Below are 19246 nucleotides of genomic sequence, written 5' to 3'. Positions count from 1 at the left end.
TCTCTAGCAATCAGTTTACTGGCAACACCGGGGCTACATTTCTGCCCTCGCACGGATGACACCTCATTCTCAGATATCCCAAATTTTCCCATCGAACAATTCCTCCTGAATGCGAGGAGGATTTCTTTGAACGAGAGGATGATTCGCCAGCGATTGGCGGATATACCGGACAGCATCGTAGGCTTCGATGATGAGCTTACGTTGATTCTTGAAGTGCTGCTGATCGAAGGCATCCTCATCAACTTTGTGTGCTGGCTGTTGCCGCATTTTACGAACCTTTCGGAAGGCAGCAAAGATTTTCTCAACGGGCTCAGGATCGGTGGGCCGGAAGTATCGTCGCATCCACGCTTCGAGGAGTGCGATGGTCCCGCGCGAACTTACCACTACCTTTCCGTCCGGTCGCTCATCTTCATCTTCGAGTGGGATTGAGGCAGCCGAGAAAAAGCGCTTGTTGAGATTGTCGGACATCATCTTATCGAGGAGAAGAACGAACCGATTGAATTCAGCCACGGTTGGTCGCAAGAGAAATGCGAATTCACGAGGTCTCTCTTCCGAATAGGTATGCCTGAACATGGGAGGCATATTCATCCGTTCCGTCATTTCGTTAATGATTGTCAATTCCGCAATGAACGCGTCGAAGATTGGAATCCGCGTGCCCCATTCGCCCAAGATGGTAGTCCGGAAGTAGTCGGGATGCAGCTGATATGTGGCAGAAAATTCCTTGGCACGCCAAATTTGCTGATGTTCAGGACTCAGCCCGGAGAGATACCGCAGATATACCGCGACCGCTCGATTCATCTCATTGTCATAGGCAAAGCCAAATGACGAGAGGATGATTTGGTCGCGCTCCTCCATTGCGCTGGACTCGTAGAAGGCATCTCGCACGGAGATGTTTCCGTGGATCGAGTCGGTTTCATAGATATATCGAGGGTCGTTACGGTAATGTTCGAGCACCGAAAGATCGAAGGATCGGTATTCCAACTGCCCTTCTCCCAGCGTCAGGGCTTTGGTGTATGGCCGATCCTCGTATTTCTTGAGTTCAGGTAGTTTGGCAAGTGTCTCGGGCTTCGGGTAGAGGCAGAAGTGCTCGCTAAACTCAAGCGCCTTTAGTCCAGCTATTTGCGCAATGGTGTCGGGGATGTTGAATGGCTTGATATGTGTATTCCCAGTCAGCGTCACATCGGCTTGTCCCGAAGATACGAGTTCTTCGATCAATGCCTTTGCTGCATCGTCCGACAGCCGGTATTCTTCCTTGAGCTTATAAACCGGATATCCGTTGAAATCGTGAGATTCCAAGTAAAACTTTGTGACTGAATCCAGAACCTTCGTGCGGTCCAAATCCACTCCTTCATTGACTATCAAAAAAGCTTACTTGCTTGTTGGTGATGTCCGACGTTGCAACCATTATCGCGCGCATCTCGTCCGCAGGCAGGATGCGGAGAAGATGGAGAGGCGGCCTGTCGGTGGACTCCAGATATTCTGGCATAATCTCGCGGCTCCAAAAAAATCGTCATGCGATCGTGAATGGGAGCCATAAGTTCATTCGGCTCGCCAGTGATAACGGCGAATGTGCGCTCCCACTGCTCGGTCTTCGTATTCCTCCAGAGCTTCCAGACGCCAGCCATGCCGAAGGGTTCCCGTCCCGTGAGAGTGAATTCATATTTCGGTTTCTTCTGGCCCTTCGGCATCTCCTTCCACTCGAAGATCGCGTCCGCAGGAACGATGACGCGGCCTTTGAGGAAAGCATCCTTCCAGAACTTTGAGGTCTCGATACCTTCGGATCGCGCATTGAAGAGAAGACGGTCGGGCAGCTTAAATCCCCAGCGCATGAGTTCGAGCTGGCGTTCACCGTCCTGATTGATGGAGACGACGGGCTGTATGGAACCAGGCGCAATGTCGTCATCTGGGCCGAGGTCGACTTCATCCAGACCGGCAGTTAACTCGAAGGCGGCAGCGATGCGCTGCTTGTCGGATTTCCGGCGATAACGGCCACACATGACCTAAGTGTAAGTCGGCAAAGGTTAAAACTTACAAGAAACAAAGTGATTGACTGCAATCACTTAGCGGATTCTGCACAAGAAGCGGGTCAAATGTCGGTTGACAGCCACCGGTATAGTTGGGCGAACATAAGGCGAATACGATTTAATGTCCGCCTCCGCCGCAATCCGCCTTCAGGTCGAAACTGCTCTCGCCAAACGGGTGCCCGCCGCCCTCACCCTGAAGATAAAACAGGCCCCGGAGCTGTTTTCGACCGGCATTGGGGAGATCGATGCCGTCCTCGGCGGCGGCATTCCACGCGGAAGCATCACCGAGATTGCAGGCGCAGCGTCGACGGGCAAGACATCTTTTGCGCTTTCATCCATCGCTGCCATCACACAGTCCGGGGCGGCCTGTGCGTGGGTCGATGTAAGCGACGCGCTCTCGCCGGAGTCCGCAGCGGCGGCGCACATCGTTATGAAGCGGCTGCTTTGGCTACGTATGTCGTCGGATCGCAAAAAACCTGCTGCAGATATGCCGGGGTCGCGTCTAGAGCAGGCATTAACGGCAACCGATATGTTGCTTCAGGCCGGGGGATTTGCGGCCATCGTATTGGATATGAGCGATGTGCGTCCACAAGATGCGACGCGCATTCCGTTGCAACACTGGTATCGCTTTCGGCTGGCCGCCGAGCAGGCCCGCACGGCACTTGTGCTGCTCACGCAAACTCCATGCGCCAATAGCTGCGCTGCGCTTGCTCTGCGTTCGGAACCCGCCAGCGTTCGCCCCTTCAGCAGCAATGGCGAGACGGCTTTATTCGAGGGACAACGATACAGGCTGGTCCGCGAAAGGGACCGCAATGAAAGTTCTGCATTGCATCGTAAGAAGCTTTCCACGCGGGCTGAATGGAACTCTGGAACACCGTGGTCGAGGGTACGGTGATGTATGCCGTTCTGCATCCTCCGAACTTTGCCGCACAGGTAGCCGCGCAACAGCGTCCCGAGCTGCGAAAACGCGCTTTTGCACTCGTTGATGGCGAGCCACCCACAGAGGTTGTGGTCGCGGCCAACAAAGCAGCACGTTCCGGTGGAATCGAGGCCGGGATGTCGAGGCTACAGGCCGAGACAGTCCCCGGAGTTATCATTCTTCGCCGCGTGCAAAAAGATGAACTCACTGCAGAGGCAATTCTTCACACTATCGCGTGCATGTTCTCGCCACGCGTTGAGTGTGTCGAGAGCGATGCTGGAACCTATGCGCTCGATATACGCGGCATGAATGGCTTGTTTGGAGATGAGACGCAGCTTGCGAACAAGCTGCGGCGGCGCATCATGACGGCTGGGTTTCTGGCGAACGTAGCCGTCGCAGAGAACTTCGACGCTGCTGTTTGCCTTGCTCGCGGGAGAACAGGCGTTTCGGTGATCCCTTCAGGACAAGAAGCCAACGCATTGCGGGATCTTCCGCTCCATGTGCTGAACCTTTCAGAGGATCACGCGGAGACTTTCAAGGCTTGGGGCATACGCACCTGTGGGCAGTTCGCCGCACTTGCCGAAATTGATGTGATCTCTCGTCTAGGACCCGGCGGCAGGCAGTTACACGCGCTGGCTCGCGGCGAATGGCCGCATCTGATGTTTCCGATGGAGCCGAGCTTTGAGGACACTCTGGTGGAACGCACGGAGTTGGACTTTCCCGTCGAAGCGCTTGAGTCACTGTTGTTTCTGCTCCGTTGTATGACAGATGTGCTCCTGGAGCGTGTGAAGACAAAGGCGCGTGCTATCGCATCCTTACGAATCGTCCTTAAGCTTGATGGGGGCAAGCGGCACGAGCGCGTAGTCCGGCCCGCGTTGCCTCTCCAGGACACGCCCACGTTACTCAAGCTGTTGCAACTTGATTTAGAAACTCATCGGCCTGGCGGTGCGACTGTCGGGTTGGAACTGTATGCGCAGTCAGCCACGCCGTATCGAGCACAACATGGTCTCTTTCTGCCCCAGGCACCGGAACCGGGCAGGCTGGAGGTGCTGCTGGCGCGTCTAAGGAAACTCCTGGGCGATGAGCGTGTCGGCTCTGTGGAGTTGAAGGATGACCACAGACCTAATGCCTTTCGCATCGTTCCATTCGCACCTGCTCCGCCGAAAAAGACGGACCAGCCTTCGTTTTCTGTCGCAACATCTCTGCGTGTCTGCCGTCCACCCCAAGCTGTCAGCGTGATCCTCGTCGCCAATACTCCAGCGCGTGTCTTTTGGGACAACCAGAGATATGCGGTGCGTGAGATTGCAGGGCCGTGGCGCGTGAGCGGTCAATGGTGGTCGGAAGCCAACTGGTGCCGCGAAGAATGGGATGTACGGCTGGAGACGCAGGATACCGAGCGGGTCTGCCGCATCGCCTATGACCCGCGTTCGCGCTGCTGGTACTTGCAGGGGACGTATGACTGAATACGTTGAGCTGCACGCTCGTTCGGCCTTTTCGTTTCTCGAAGGCGCATCGCTACCCGAAGCATTGATGCAGAGAGCCGCCGAACTGGAGATGCCGGCAATGGCGCTTCTGGATCGCAATGGTGTCTACGGTGCGCCGCGCTTTCACATGGAGGGAAAGAAGTACGGTGTCCGGGCGCATATCGGTGCGGAGGTCGCTGTGAGTGATCTGGGCGAACGGTTACGGCCTGCCGCGTACCTACCGCAGCAGCATCCTATCGAGCCTGTGCGCCTGCCTTTGCTGGCAGAGTCACGCATCGGCTATCAGAACCTCTGCCGCCTCATCACTCGCTACAAACTTCGTGAACAGAAGAAAGCCGAAGGTGCAGCCCTCACTACTGAATTCGAAGAGTTCCACGATGGACTGGTATGTCTGACAGGTGGCAGCGAAGGACCGTTAGCTGCTGCACTCGCGCATGGTGGATATGACGCAGCGCAAAAAAGTATTGAACGATTGGTAAACATCTTCGGTGCGAAAAATGTGTATGTCGAGGTACAGCGTCACTTCGACCGCGAAGAGGAGCATCGGAATCGAGCAGCGATCCGTATTGCGCGGTCGTTGAATCTACCCGTGCTTGCCACAGGGGGCGTGAACTACGCGACGGAATCCGAACGCGAGATTCTTGACGTCTTCACCTGCATCCGCAATAAGACAACACTCGATAAGGCCGGACGATTGTTGAGTACAAACACGGAGCGTTACCTGCGCTCCGCCAACGAGATGCGTCGGCTCTTTTATGACCAGCCGGATGCGATCTCGAACACGCAGGAATTATCCTCGCGTTTGCAATTCAAGATGACCAACCTCGGTTATGAGTTTCCTGGATATCCCGTACCGGACGGAGAAACGATGGACTCATTTCTGAGGAAGCGTGTTGAGGAAGGCATAGGGAAACGTTACGGACCAAAAAACAATCCGACTCTCTTCGCCAAAGCTCAAAAGCAGGCAGAGTTTGAGTTGCGAACCATTGAGCAATTGGGACTTGCCGGATACTTTCTCATCGTATGGGATGTCGTGAACTTCTGTAAGAGCAACGGCATCATGATTCAGGGCCGCGGGTCCGCCGCCAGCAGTGTCGTTTGCTATGCTCTCGAAATTACAATCGTGGACTCCGTTGGACTCGATCTGCTCTTTGAACGGTTTCTCTCGCTCGAACGCGGAGAGTGGCCGGATATTGATCTGGACCTGCCCAGCGAAGCGAATCGCGAACGCGCCATTCAGTATGTGTACCAGCGTTATGGCGAATTAGGTTGCGCCATGATGGCAAATGTGACCACCTTTCGCAGTCGTTCCGCTTTCCGCGAAGTGGGCAAGGTCTTCGGTCTCGACAGAAAGACAGCGGCGCGGCCTGCAGGAATGGCCAGCGCCTGGGAGTGGAAGGCCCCCACGGACACGATGGAGAACGCTGCCAAAGACGCAGGCTTTAACATGCGGAATAGTTTTAACAGGATGTTTCTGAATATGGCGGAACGCATACAAAATCTGCCTCGCAATCTCAGCCAGCACAGTGGCGGTATGGTGATCTGCCAAGGGCATCTTGATTCGGTGGTGCCAATCGAGCGGGCTTCAATGACCGGACGCACGGTGATTCAGTGGGATAAGGACGACGCTTCGGATATGAAGATCATCAAGGTCGATCTCCTCGGCCTTGGGATGATGGCTGTGCTCGCCGATAGCCGGGATTTGGTGTCGAAACACTACGGTGTAGTTCTTGATTACGCGCAGATTCCACAGGACCCGGCTGTCTATAAAACAATTCAGCTTGCCGACACAGTTGGTTTATTCCAGATCGAGAGCCGGGCGCAGATGTCTTCCCTTCCGCGCACGTCCCCGGATAATCATGATGATCTGGCGAAGCAGGTTGGGATCATCCGGCCAGGTACGGTTATAGGAAAGTTTGTGAATCCCTACATCCAGCGAAAGCTGGGTAGGGAGCCTGTCACCTACCTTCATCCTTCATTCGAGCCATTTCTGAAAAGGACGCTCGGCGTTCCGCTATTTCAGGAACAGGTGATGAAGATAGGTATGGCTGCAGCAGATCTGACTGGAGCAGAAGCCGAAGAGTTGCGAAAAGCGATGGGCGGGAAACGCACCGATGCCATTCTGGCCAGACTGAAGTCCCGTCTCATCGAAGGGATGACGGCGAAAGGTATCGGAGCCAAAGTCCAGACGGAGATTCTGCGGATTCTCTCTACTGTACGGGAGTTTATGTTTCCCGAGTCGCACGCTCAAAGCTTCGCCTCGCTCGCATATTCGAGCGCATATACAAGGTTCCATTACCTGGCAGCGTATCTCTGCGCAATGCTCAACAATCAGCCCATGGGGTTCTATCGCCCATCGACTCTTATCAGCGATGCCAAGAGTCACGGCCTGAAATTCAGGCCGATCGATGTCCAGCACTCCAACTGGAGCTGCATACTGGAACCGTTGGGCACTGAGAATCAGAGCAATCAGCATGAACCGTTTGCGGTTCGAATCGGCTTTCGCTATGTGAAGGGATTGCGACAGGAGACTGGCCTTGCCATCGAAAAAGCGCGAGAAAGCGATGGGCCATTCGCATCGGAATACGATCTCAAGCGTCGCGTTCCATCTATTCGCAAAGCAGAACTTGCTCTGCTGGCGAAGGCTGGGGCGTTCAACTGGACGGGAGAGAAACACGACCGTCGGACAGCTTTGTGGCGAGCGGAGCGTGCTGGACAAAGCGCCGGTCCCCTGTTTGAAAACGTCGCTGACGAGTTTGAGATTGATGGAAGCTCGCCACTTCTGAGTATGACCACGGATGAGCGTTTGATCGCGGACTTCTTCGCCACTGGCTTCACTATCGGACCACATCCAATGGCATATCACCGTGCTGCCATGAATGAGGTTGGTGTGACCAGGGCCGCCGACCTCAGGAATGTTCCTAACGGGACATTCGTACGGATTTCAGGAGCTGTCATTGCTCGGCAACGACCCGGTACCGCGAGTGGTTTCATCTTTATCAGTGGCGAAGATGAATCCGGCATCTCGAACGCCATTATTCACCCAAAGGTATACGAGCAAGACAAGATGACGGTTACTCGCGGAAAATTCCTGCTGATCGAGGGTCTGCTCCAGAATCAGGACGGTGTTATCTCGGTGAAGGCGTCTGCTGTTCGTGAGCTGGAGTTCGGACCGATTGATATGCGATCGCATGACTTTCATTAAGACCCGCTGAAGATGGACGGCGGAAGATGCCAGTAGCATCGACGACTGCAAGCAGGGAGGAACTTTCCCTATCCTGAACATGAAAAGATCGGATGGTATCGAACGAGGACTAACAGATGAGTTGGGAGATCATGCGGACCGAAACCGGCCCTTGCGAATGTGGCGAGGGGACAGAGACATTTACGTTCGAGATGGACGACTGGAATCGGACGCGGAGTTCAACGGAGATCCACTGTCCGAAATGTCGAGAAAAGAAGAAGCGGCAAATAGAGGCAGAACAGGCCCACGAGAAGAAAAGGGACGAGCAACTACAGCAAGCGCAGCAACTGGCGACAGAACGCTATCTTCCTCAATGGTTGGCGCTCTTTGCAGGCATGACCAAGAAAGCAGCCTGGGAACGGTACACCGGAGGGTCAGGCTATCCGGCCCTAGGGACGTTCTATCAACACGTCAAACATTCCGGCAGCCTTAGCCAATATATGGAGTGGTGTCTAACGAACGATCTGGAGCGGTCGTTGTGCGTCCTTGAGGTAGAAGACCAGGAAATCGACACCCTCCTGCAGGAACGTGCGCGACTTTGGAAGCCTACCAGCGGTCCTATGTAAGAAAAGACAAGGAATTTGCTCCCGCGTTCTATGATGGAGAATCGCAGATTGCCCATTTCAAGGTGCATGAACAGAGCAAATTCCTATGCCCGAAGCTCGTACAGATAGAAAACAGGTGGGAGCAGTCGATCTCGCGCAGGCAGAATTGGTGCGGCGCGGCCTGGAAAGCATCCGCCGGCGTCTTCTCGATCTCACCAATCGAAATAAGCTGATTAGCTTCCGGCACGCAAAGTCGTCACTCAGAACCGTTGATGTCGATCTTGACTCCGTGTACCAGAGCCTTTTGGACGATAAGAGGTTTCCGTTTGTACCAGTCCCAGAGCCGAGCAGAGAGCACATTGCTGAGTTGGGTGAGAAGCCTGCGGCGAAGGACTTTGCCGAAGCGATCGGATGGTCAACCTCCTACGATCTGGTGAAAGGCACCGGGCAAACGGCATGTCTGCCTGTTCTGTACTACCAGGAAGATTTTGAAACCATCATCCGCAAGATTGGAACCAGTGCCAAGACCGCCATCGAAGAATCTGGCGCAAACATTCTGCATCTGGTTTTCGGTTTTCTGGAATGGCGTGAGTCGGACGACTCGACACAGATACGCCAAGCTCCCCTTCTCGTGGTCCCTGTCTCCCTGATTACTCCGAAGGCCAAAGAAGAGGAGCGTTCGATTCGCCTACAGTACACAGGCGAGGATCTGACTACGAATCTCTCCCTTGTCGAGAAGCTGCGGCGCGATTTCGGGCTGGAGATGCCATATATCGAGGAAGGGGAAACGCCAGATCAGCATTTTCAACGGTTCGCTCCAATCCTGAAGCTGAAACGCGACTGGCGAATCTGCCGACAGGTTTCCCTCGCACTCCTAAGCTTTGGCAAGCTCCTCATGTACCTGGACCTGGATGCGGAGCGTTGGCCGTCCGATGTGCCTTTAGATAGGCATCCCAGACTGGTCGATATGTTTTCTGGCAGCGCAGCTGAAGGTCTATCTTTCGCAACCGAATTTGAAATTGACGAAGAAGCCAGCAAAGGTGACGTACCCGCTATCGTCTGCGACGCCGATAGCTCGCAACATAGCGCACTGATTGATGCGGCGCGAGGAAAGAATCTAGTAATCGAAGGCCCTCCGGGGACAGGTAAATCGCAAACGATCACAAACCTGATTGCTTCGTCGATTGGCAATGGAAAGCGTGTTCTATTTGTGGCGGAGAAGATGGCGGCGCTGAATGTCGTGAAGCGCCGTCTCGATAACTGTGGCTTGGGAGATTTCTGTCTCGAACTGCACAGCCACAAGACAAGCAAGGTAAGTCTGCTGAAGTCGCTCGAAGAGAGGATTCAAGCATCCCCCCGGTTTTCAGCGCCCACCACGCTTGCCCACAAACAAAGTCTCCTGAACTATAAGCGCGACGAACTTACCAAATATGTTTTGCTGCTGAATACACCCTATGGGGCCATCGGAAAGACGCCGTTCGAGCTAATCTGGCAGCGCGACGCACTGCGGGAAGGAGCACCCGAGACCCTTCGAGACATCAATACCGCTTCTTTTCCCGAGGCATATACCTGGGACTACCGGGCGCTGCACGAGCGCAAAGACATGGTATTGACGTATGCGGCCCATCTGCGCCGGATGTCTGAAGCTGGGGGAGCTATTGAGAAGAAAGAGAACCCGTGGGGTTGGCTTCCCAATATAGAGTTAGGCCTTGCCGACCAAGAACGGTTATTAGCTGCTCTGCCCGCGTTAAGCAGTCAATGCACCCGGCGCATCGCGCTCATCGAATCCTTGAGCCGTACATTCTTGCACGCATCCGTGGATGTCAGCGAGTGGCTGGAAACGGTCAACCAGTGGTTCGGGGCGCAGGCGGCATCGGTCGACTTAAAGGTCGATGTTGGCGACCGGCTCACCGGCGTCGGTCAATGGATGGCGGAGATTTCCAATGGAGACGAAGACTGTCACTATGACCTTCTCGGCACGCTATCCGAACAAAAACGGGTTGCGGCGACAGAACACTTTCTAGGAGCCTGCGAACGATATACCGCCTTACTCTCTTCTCTGCCAAGCCGCGACGCTCTGTTGGATAGTAATATCCCGGCCCGTTTTCAAAAACAAGATGAGAAACTGCGCGATCTCGGCCTATCCGACTATTCGACGGGCACCCTGCTGGCCTTAGCAAAGTCTCTTTCTGATTCGGAAAAACACGTCGCCCGCGCCAAGAGCGCAACCAATGATTTGAGTCAGGCATTGGGGGTACGTGCGTCCTTCACGCTAAGGTGCGTTACCGACTTAGTTGCTGCGCGGCAATTATTGACCTCCGCTCCGCTCCATCTCGCGCATTTGCGTGGTCCAGACTTTGCAAAAGACGGCCTGGCTCATCTTCTGGAACTCGGACAGAAAGAATGTATCGCACTCCTGACGGAGAGAGACAGCCTCGCGGAACATTTCGTCGTCGATAGCGAAGCCACCTCTGCCGAACTGCTGGAAGCTGCGGCAACGCTGGACAACACCCCTTGGTACGGCAGACTGGGTAAGGCATATCGCCATGCAGGGATGGTCTACAGGACTCACTGCCATTCGAGCGCGAAGCGAACACGCAGCCAAAAGGCAGCCTGCTTGCGACTGCTTGCACACAGCCAGGCAAAAATACATGCCTTTTCGAGTAAGTCCGAATACACCACCCAACTACGAGAACATTTCACCGGATTGACAACCTCCTGGGATGATCTCATCGTGGTGACGAAATGGCATGAGGAGGTTTTTGTTCGCCTGCCTGAGCACCAGGTCTTTGCCTCCGAGATTCGTTCCGCACTGGTGACATTGCCCGCAACGCGACTGAGAGGCATCCTCGGCGTCGCAAGCGGAAGTTTGCCCCTCCCGGAAGAACTAGAGGATGCGCTGAATCTGCTTACGGATTTACATTCTCGTGTTCCCAATCTCAAGTTCGAGCACGTAGACGCAGAAGTGGACGTGTTCCTAGAAGAAGTGCGCTCCATCGTGTCGGTGTCTGCGAAGTTGCTGGAGATTCTGAGGCCCATCCAGCTTCCAGAATCCGCCACCAGAACTCACGTCCTGGAGTTGTTCGATTCCGTTGCCACAGCTCGCGCCCTGCGTGATTCACTTAATAACAATCACGAGGCACGGAACATTTTGGGGGATCACTATAAGGGAGTTGCAACCTCACCCGCGCCGATTGCTCGCGCACTCTCTATCGTTCGCGCCATTGGTGTATCCAATCTTCCTTCGGAAGTCCGCGGTTGGTTGTCGTCGAGTGAATTCCCGGTAAGACTTCAATGGCTTCGAGAGTGGATCAAGGATTTCAGAGAGAACGGCAATGCTTTGGCAAGCGCGGAGCGGGATGTCATCGGCGCGCTTCATTCTGAGATTCCCTTCGCCAAGCGCACATCGGTAGTTGCTCTGCAAAAGGCAGTCGCCTCAATCGAACGGTGCCGAGAGTCGCAAGCATTACTCCCGATCTGGATCGACGCGCAGCGTTCCGCGAAGCAGTTGCACACCGCAGGACTCGACTATCTCGTTACTTTGTGCCTGAACGGGTCACTTCAGCATGAGGAGCTGGCGAGTACGTTTGAATATCTGTTCTGTGACACGCTTCTTCGGCGGCTGTTCAATGAGCATCCTGACCTGTGGCGTCTGAGCGGAGTTACTCATGAGGAAGTTCGCTCTCAGTTCGCATCTCTGGATCAATCTGTCATCAGTCTCAGCCAACTCGATATAGCTCATCGTGCGAGTCGTCGCATCATCCCGTCAGGTATTCGCGGTTCCGTCGTTAAGGACACTACGGACCTTGCGCTGGTCCAACACGAGATTGCAAAACAACGCGCTCACATTCCTATCCGGCAATTAATGCTTCGGGCCGGGCGAGCCGTTCAAGGGTTGAAGCCCTGCTTCATGATGAGTCCGATGTCTGTAGCTCAGTTTCTGGCTCCGGGGCAGTTATCGTTTGATCTTATTGTCATGGATGAGGCATCGCAGCTACGCCCCGAAGATGCGTTGGGCGCGGTGGCGCGAGGCACGCAACTGGTTATCGTCGGCGATCCAAAACAACTTCCTCCCACGTCCTATTTCCAGAGAACCATAGATGATGAAGCAGAAGAGGCGGATGAGAAATCTGCTGTGGCGGAAGGCGAGAGCATACTGGACATCGCACTGAGCCGCTATCAGCCGGTTCGCAGGCTACGCTGGCACTACAGATCGCAGCATCACAGCCTGATTGCGTTTTCCAATTCTGAGTTTTACGACGATCATCTGATTGTCTTCCCTTCCGCCTACCAGGAACACACCGACCTCGGCGTCAAATACGTCGACGCCAAGGGAATTTACGAGAACCGCAAAAATCCTTTGGAGGCCGAGCGAGTTGTCGATGCCATCCTGGAACACATCATGCTTTATCCCTCGGAGTCATTGGGTGTTGTGACTATGAACTTCGAGCAGCGGGAGCTGATTGAAGAGTTATTGGACATGAAGTTGAAGCAGGACTCGTTCTCGAATGGTTGGATGGAGACCAGAGAAAACACTCCCGAACCGTTCTTCATCAAGAATCTGGAGAATGTCCAAGGGGATGAGAGGGACGTTATCTTTATCTCCGTAACCTACGGCCCGGACTCCCAGGGCAATTACTTTCAGCGATTCTCGGGCATTAATAGTCAGACCGGTCAGCGCCGCCTAAATGTCCTGATTACGCGAGCAAAGAAACGCACCGTGGTATTCAGTTCACTTGATCCAGACATGATCCGCTCAGAGCCGACTACCCCCTGGGGCGTCCGTGCGCTGAAGGGCTATATGCAATTTGCGAAAAATGGAATCTCCGCCAGGCCGGAAGTCTCTCCCGGTGCGGAGCCATCGAATGAGCACGAGGCCGCGGTAGGGGCAGTGCTGAAAGCACAAGGATATGACGTTGTACCGCAAGTGGGTGTCAGCGGGTACTATATCGACTTGGCAGTGCGGCATCCGAACAAGCCGGGAGCGTTCCTGCTCGGTATTGAGTTCGATGGGAAGAGCTATCATTCGGGACGATCCGCCCGTGATCGGGATAGGCTGCGTCAGATGACTCTTGAGAATCAAGGGTGGAAGATACACCGGATTTGGTCTACGGATTGGTTCAAGAATCGAAATGCTGAGGTCGAGAGACTGCTACAGCGCGTTCGGACGTTAGAAGTGCAGTAATAGCGACCTCATATTGTCTTCCGCAATTTACAAGCTGATTCCTTGATCGTTATTCGCCGCGCCCTTCGCATTGGAAAGCTCCCCTGTCATGTTGACCGCAGTTCCTTTGCCTACCTGCTCCAATGCATTTTCCCGTGTGATGGGCTGGGCGTGCCGGTCGTAGAAATCCCCATGCCGGTCGATGTGCAGCCATCCTTTTGTCTCTTCGCTGCGGTAACTCTGAATCGAACCGTTTTCTCCCTTCCAGGTGAAGGTCTCGGCGGTCTTGTAGTCGAGGGCCTGCGCCAGTGGCAACCAGTGTGCTTTGTCCTCGGCGGTCGGTTTGAGTGCTGCAATATGCTGTTGCGCCGTTCGCTCCGGGTGTTCCCGGAGGGCGTCCTTCACCAGGTCGGTGTATCTCCCCGTGATCTCTGGTATTTCCCCACTATTCCATTTTCTGTGCCTGGCTTCGACACGCTCCGCCGCAACCTCGTTGCCCGGAGTGGCTGCTTTCGTGAGGTCTCGAATGTCCTGCTCCATCATTCGTCTGGGAAGCAGGTCGGCGTAGATGGTGGCAGGCATCTCATGGCGTTGCTGCCGTTGTTCTTCTTTGGACTGCTCTTTGCTGTTATCCATTGCTGGCTCCTTGATCGGGGTTTGCTGCTGCGTTGTGGGTTGGGGTTTCTGGAGGTCGATGGCAGACGTTTTGTTCACGTCGGTACTGAGCCGTTCGCCCAGCACTGCGGCGTCGTCGGTGAAGATTCGTGCGTCCTGTGCGGCGCGGGAGACAGAGACATAGGCGAAGCGTGTATTTATCAGGTCCGGGTGCGTGGTCGTATCCATATTCACCAGCACGCGGTCTGCGGTGAGTCCTTGCGAACTGTGTGAGGTCACGGCGTAGCCGTGATCGAAGTGGCGCATCTGCGCCGTGTCAAAGCGGACAGAGCGTTCTTTGTCGCCATCCATGCGGACGGTGACATGCGTTCCGTCAATCCGCTCAATGGTGCCTAGATCGCGGTTGGAGATACGCAACTCGCGGTTGCCGGCGGTGAACTGGATGCGGTCGCCCTCAGCGAACTCGCGGGTGATCTCACGGTAAGCGGTGATGCCTTGCAGTCGCTTGGGGTCGTAGGTGACATGCTGGCCGTCGTCCCGCTCGACCGTGATCTGATTGTCTTTCGCGTTGGTGGAGACCACTGTGGCATAACTGCCCCGCTCGATGCCGTGCTCTTTACTGCCGCGCGTGTAATAGAGAACATCGTCGGTCTGATACTTTGCAGCCCAACTCCGTTCCACACTGGTAAGGTCCGACCGCTGTGTCAAAACCTCCATGCGGTGATCGTCTTTGGAGACGACACCGGAGCTTTGCAGCTCGACGCGGATGGCCTCATTGATCTCGCGGCGGCTGGCATTGTCGGGTGAGACGACCAGCGTGTTCTCCTGCCGGGCGGCATACTCCCTTGCGATAGCCGCGACGCGCTCGGCCCTGTCCGGTATCTCGGTGATGCGGCCCTGCTGCTGCAAAAGGCTGACGCCGGTGGCTGTTTCGTTCCGAGACAGGTGCTCGACTGCTCGCAGCAACTCGGGGTCTTTCTGGCGCATGATGGTATCAAGCTGCGCCGTCCGCATCCCGGCCTGCTGCATCTGCTCGAACGGTTTGCCCGCATCGACGCCCTGATGCTGCCGGGTGTCACCGATTAAGAGGACGCGATCCTGCGGCCCGATCTTCTCCAGAAAGGCTTGCATCTGCCGGGTGCTGGCAAGGCTCGATTCATCGACCATGTACAGATGACGGCTGTTGGGATCGCCTGTGGTCTGCTGGCCGCCACGCACAAGGAAGCTCTGCAAGGTGTCTGCGGAGATACCGGCATCGCGGAGCTGCCGTGCGGCGCGGCCGGTCGGGGCGAAGCCCTCGACTGCATAGCCGTTGCGCTCCGCTCCTTCGCGGATGACCTCAAGGATCGTCGTCTTGCCGGTTCCGGCCAATCCGTGCAGGCCATGTATCCGGTCGCGGGTCGTCAGTATCTCCTCAATGGCTGCGCGCTGGGCGGGATTAAGGAAGTCGCGGGTGGCCGCGTGATCGGCAGCCTGTTCTTTCTGCATGATCGGCTCGACGCTCTTCTGGCCGCGCTGCATGTGGCCGATGGTCGCCAGCTCCGCCGCGATGGTCTCTCGCGTGGTGAACTGCCGCCCCGTCTCGTGCTTCTGGCCGGGGACGGTCTGGAACTCGCCGGTGTCGTGCCGGTGCGCGAAGTTGTCTCGCACCTGGGCATAGGTGAGGTCGCCCATGCCGCGCCGCAGAGCATCCCGCAGGATGTCCCGCTCATCGGTAACGGCTTCGCGCTCGAAGTTGCGCTCCTTCGCAAACGTTACCGCCTCCTGTACCAGCAGCGAAGCATCCGGCACGCGGTCTTGCACCTGGGTTTGGGCGCGTTCGCGGGCCTCCGCAACCACACGGTCTGCCTGATTGCCATACTCGGCGGCGATCTGCCGGTGAGCTGCCAGCACCTCGGCGGGCGTGTGAATCTCTTTTTTGTCGCGGGTATTGTGGGCGGCGATCTGGGCGGCCTCCGGGCCGCTGTAACCGCTCCGGGCGATAGCCTCCTCGATCTGCTGGCGGCGCGGACTCGAAGCGTCAAGATACGCCTGCGAATAGCCCGCAATCTCCGGCGCTCCGCTCTTTCCGGGTTGAATCTCATAGCCCAGATTGCGGAGGCGGTAGGTAAGCTCCGACTGGTAGACGGCAGTGGCAAACTGCTGGCTGTCGAAATAACTCTGCGGCTGAACGGCGCGTGTGGAACCATCCGCCCGTTCAGTCATATTGAAGATGACCGCATGAGTATGGAGCTGCGGGGCGGCGTATCCATCGACCGGACGGGCGGTGTCATGCTCGAACTTTGCCGCGATGAAGTTGCCGGTGGTTTCGGCGGCATGGTTGCCGCCGATCCGTGCCTGCGTATAGCGTTCCAACTCTGTGAGGGCGGTTGTTACCGCCTGACGATGGGCCTCACGGATGCGGTCATCGCCGCCGACCAGCGCGGTCAACGATACGGATTTTGGAGCGGAGAACGTCGCATCCCACCCGGCCCGATGTTCTACCGGCTTGACGGTACTTCCATCTGCCGCCGTGTACTCCTGGCCGTTGCGATGGCGCACCAACTGTTCGGCAGTGTGGGGATTCTGGCCTTCGCTCAGACGCGCAAAGTGCTGGGCGTCGATGGCCCCGGCAAGGCCGTACTTTTCGGTCATCCGGCCCTGCCACTCGCCCGGAATGGTGTCGCCCTGCTTCCAATAGTTCTGCTCCGCCGACGTGAACTCTTTTGCGTGATACGTCTGTGCCTGCCCGGAGCTGAGGGGTTTCGAGATGGTGAGCATGGTGGCGGGCTACTCCTGAAAAGGAAAGGTTGGCTGGGCAGGCTGTTCGTCGCCCTCGCTGGTGGAATCCTCCGGGCTATCCGGGTCACTACCCACAGCGGCAAGCTCCTCCTCGGTCGGCTCGTCGGCGTCCGGCTCTTCGGCCTCAAGGTCGATCTCGGGCGCAGTCTCCAGAGCGGCGGAGGAGACGGGATGCGCCGCCTTCGGCCTGAGTGTCTTCGGATCGAAGGGCAGCTCGTCCTCTTCGACCGTGCGCGGGACAAAGCCGGGGGTGTTTTGCGGAATGTCCATGTACTCGAAATGGAAGCGAGCGACGTTGTTGCCCAGCTTCAGATAGGCGTGCCGGTTGTCCAGACCGGAAATCTCAGAGTCCATGACTAGCGGCTCAACCTGCCGGTCCAGACTGAAGTTCTTGCCGGCGCGGGAACCATCGAAGTGGGTCTCCTTCATCCGCTCAATCTCAACTTTGCCGATGGCGTTGGACACCCATTCCGCGGCCTTTGGCTCCGTGGTCTTGAGAAAGATTTTTGTTGCGGGCTGCGAGAGCATAACTTCGGCCAGGTGGCCATAGATCACCTCTAGCTGCGCCTTACCCTGAAAGCCCAGCACCAATGGATTCCTGCTTTTCCGGTTCTCGGTAATGGCCGTGTGGAGCTGCGGAAGCCGTTGCAGGCTTGCCAGCTCATCCAACACAAACCACACCGGGCGCTGGTCCACGGTCGGCGCGTTCAGCAGCCGGAGAACCAACAAGTCAATCCATAGACTGTTGAGTGGCCGTAGGGCTTCCCGTTCACTTGGCTGCGAGGTAATGAAGATCCATCCCTGACGCTCTTTTGCCCATTCGGTAGCACTCCAGCTCTGATCGGCCTGCTCCTTTCTGGGCAGCATCCGAAGGCTGTCCGCGATCAAACCCAGCGAGGCGAGAACACCGTTCCGCTGTTGCTGTGCGCCCTTGGCAATCATCATGGCCATCTCGGTTCCATGTACCCTGCGGTCGATCTCATCCGGGTTTGCCATCCACGCGACAAGCTCCTGCGGCGTCGGCCCAAAGGTCAGCAGATGGGCAAATATCTTCTGCGGCGTCTCTACGAAAAACTCCCCCTTCTTATCGGTGGTGGGCTGATACAGGGATGCGGCAATGGCCTTTGCCTCGGCCTTCCGCCGCAGCTCCTCGGACGGCCCCCAATAGGGGCATCGTGCGTCCAGTGGATTCAGGATGATGTCACCCCGGCTCCTGTCATAGAATCGCTGCACGAACTCACAGGCAGGGTCGTAGACGATGGCAGAGTGGCCCCGCCCCTGAATCTGCCGAAGCACCTGCATGATGAGCGTCGTCTTGCCCGCGCCTGTGTCGCCCATCAGTTCGATATGCTGCGCCTCGACCTGTCGCGGTATCCGCATCATCTTCTCGGCTTCGGTCGTTTTGAATCCAATGCCGTCGCCCTGCACGGTCTTGTTGAACTGCCGGGGCGTAAGCAGGACAGGGCCTTTCAGGCGTCGCCCATACTTCATTTCCTTGCGGCGTTTGATGTCTTTGGCGATGGAGAACGGGAGCTGCAACAGCAGCGAGAGAAAACCAAAGAGCAGCGGCATCTTGTAGATGTCGCGGAGCTGGTCGCCCGCGAAGACGGCACTTCTTAAGTAAGCGTGGAGCGGCGCATCGACGTAGACAAGCTCCGGCCCGCGATACAGGGCGCGATACCCATGCGCGACGGCTGCGCTCGAAAGCGCCAGAGGGAGATGCTTGCCTCCAGGCGTCGGCGTTGTACCCATCTGTACATCCGCCTCGGTTGCCAGGCGACCCGGCTTCGTCCCATCCCCCACGTACAGAAGTTGGTATTTGTCGCGCTTCCCGAACGCTCCACCCGCCGCCGTTCGTGCATAGGTCGGCGTGTAGAACTGTTGGAGCTGAGACTGGCCGAAGGTGAAGCGGAGGTACACAAACAGGCCGGTCAGCACCAACGCAGAGAACACCGCACCATAGCTGTAAATCAAACTATGCGGCGGCCAAATGATCGTTTCTTTGCGACCCCACTCGGTTGCTTTCATCATGCGACCTCCGCTTCCTGCCGGGCCTCAATCGCCACGGCTCTTTTCCGCTTCTTCACCTCGGCCATGATTCCGTCGAACATCTCCGGGGTGAGCTTCTGGCCGGTGGTGAGCGGCTTCAATAGGTTGGTCAGCATCAAGCGAAGGCCGACCACCTCGGTCAGCTCCGCGCTTGCAGTCGGCTCACCTTCGCGGGCAAGCTCGCCAAGAATGAGTTCGCGGATAAGCTCGCCGCGTTGTTGACCGCGCTTTGCTGCAAGCGCGTTCAACCGTTCAGCTTCACTTCGGTTGAGCTTTGAGGAGACATTCGTAAGCCGAAACGACTCCCGTCGTTTGGCTCTTTCAGTGATCGCTTCGTCGCCGACCAGTGGCATATTTGCTCCCAATTTCCGGGGGATTCCTAGGAAGCCTTGAGGATTCCCAAGAATCCGTGTGGATCGTA

10 protein-coding genes are annotated in these 19246 nt (G+C 56.3%); 5 read left to right on the top strand and 5 right to left on the bottom strand.

The features are described 5' to 3' along the window. Positions 1–69: 69 nt before the first annotated feature. Together GSQ82_RS06605 and GSQ82_RS06600 are read right to left on the bottom strand one after the other, a co-directional pair. Positions 70–1338 carry an AAA family ATPase gene (locus GSQ82_RS06605; protein ID WP_158791462.1) on the bottom strand — a complete coding sequence of 423 codons (1269 nt, stop codon included), beginning with the start codon at positions 1336–1338 and terminating at the stop codon, positions 70–72. Between the two features lie 20 nt (positions 1339–1358). After that, positions 1359–1997, bottom strand: coding sequence for an SOS response-associated peptidase (locus GSQ82_RS06600; protein WP_254061472.1), 639 nt, complete (start codon positions 1995–1997; stop codon positions 1359–1361). 148 nt (positions 1998–2145) lie between these two features. Between GSQ82_RS06600 and GSQ82_RS06595 the strand changes: the two genes are divergently transcribed. From GSQ82_RS06595 to GSQ82_RS06575, 5 genes are all read left to right on the top strand, one after another. Continuing rightward, entirely contained in the window at positions 2146–2919 is a 774-nt protein-coding gene (locus GSQ82_RS06595) for an ATPase domain-containing protein (protein WP_158791460.1), read from the top strand. Further along, positions 2883–4406, top strand: a complete 1524-nt coding sequence (locus GSQ82_RS06590; RefSeq protein WP_158791459.1) for a DNA polymerase Y family protein — start codon at positions 2883–2885, stop codon at positions 4404–4406. The genes GSQ82_RS06595 and GSQ82_RS06590 overlap by 37 nt, the downstream gene beginning before the upstream one ends. Further along, on the top strand, positions 4399–7632 hold the full coding sequence (locus tag GSQ82_RS06585) for a DNA polymerase III subunit alpha (RefSeq protein ID WP_158791457.1): 3234 nt from the start codon (positions 4399–4401) through the stop codon (positions 7630–7632). The genes GSQ82_RS06590 and GSQ82_RS06585 overlap by 8 nt, the downstream gene beginning before the upstream one ends. A 131-nt stretch (positions 7633–7763) precedes the next feature. Continuing rightward, positions 7764–8237, top strand: coding sequence for a hypothetical protein (locus GSQ82_RS06580; protein ID WP_174243046.1), 474 nt, complete (start codon positions 7764–7766; stop codon positions 8235–8237). An 85-nt stretch (positions 8238–8322) separates the two neighbouring features. Further along, positions 8323–13401, top strand: a complete 5079-nt coding sequence (locus GSQ82_RS06575; RefSeq protein WP_158791453.1) for a DUF4011 domain-containing protein — start codon at positions 8323–8325, stop codon at positions 13399–13401. 27 nt (positions 13402–13428) lie between these two features. On the opposite strand, the gene mobF is transcribed toward GSQ82_RS06575, so the two are convergent. The 3 genes from mobF to GSQ82_RS06560 are packed head-to-tail and all read right to left on the bottom strand — an operon-like array spanning position 13429 to position 19178. Further along, positions 13429–16755, bottom strand: coding sequence for a MobF family relaxase (mobF, locus tag GSQ82_RS06570; RefSeq protein ID WP_158791451.1), 3327 nt, complete (start codon positions 16753–16755; stop codon positions 13429–13431). Positions 16756–16764: 9 nt separating this feature from the next. Further along, positions 16765–18807: a type IV secretion system DNA-binding domain-containing protein gene (locus tag GSQ82_RS06565; protein ID WP_254061471.1), complete on the bottom strand. Its 2043-nt coding sequence runs from the start codon at positions 18805–18807 to the stop codon at positions 16765–16767. After that, entirely contained in the window at positions 18804–19178 is a 375-nt protein-coding gene (locus GSQ82_RS06560; RefSeq protein ID WP_158791449.1) for a ribbon-helix-helix protein, CopG family, read from the bottom strand. The genes GSQ82_RS06565 and GSQ82_RS06560 overlap by 4 nt, the downstream gene beginning before the upstream one ends. Positions 19179–19246: the final 68 nt, after the last annotated feature.

This window comes from Granulicella sp. L60 (assembly GCF_009765825.1).
Lineage (GTDB): Bacteria > Acidobacteriota > Terriglobia > Terriglobales > Acidobacteriaceae > Edaphobacter.
The sequence above is the reverse complement of the archived record's forward strand: the minus strand, read 5'-3'. Positions and strand labels throughout refer to the sequence as shown.